Annotated in this window: 1 protein-coding gene; it reads right to left on the bottom strand. The window is 56.6% G+C overall.

Annotated features, from left to right (window positions below):
- Positions 1-272: hypothetical protein (locus tag H6B31_RS16945; RefSeq protein ID WP_204899548.1), on the bottom strand; the 272-nt coding region annotated here is incomplete at both ends.

The following is a 272-nucleotide window of genomic DNA, read 5'->3' as shown; positions in this document are numbered from 1 at the left end:
TCGGGCACATACTGCTCCAGCACGGAGTAGTTCTGAACGCCGGCAGGCACGAAGTAGTCACCGCCAGCAACGACTTCATCGCCGTACTTGAACTGGATGTTCATGATAACGTCGGTGCTGATCTTCTCGATGTTGACAACCAGCTTGCCGCCGTCCTCGGCCATGAAATCACCGGACACAGTCATCTCGTACCCCTCGGGCACATACTGCTCCAGCACGGAGTAGTTCTGAACACCGGCAGGCACGAAGTAGTCACCGCCAGCAACGACTTC

The organism is Pseudoflavonifractor capillosus, assembly GCF_016899775.1.
Classification (GTDB): Bacteria; Bacillota; Clostridia; order Oscillospirales; family Oscillospiraceae; genus Lawsonibacter.
Note: the sequence above shows the minus strand (reverse complement) of the source record. Positions and strands in the feature narration are given on the sequence as shown.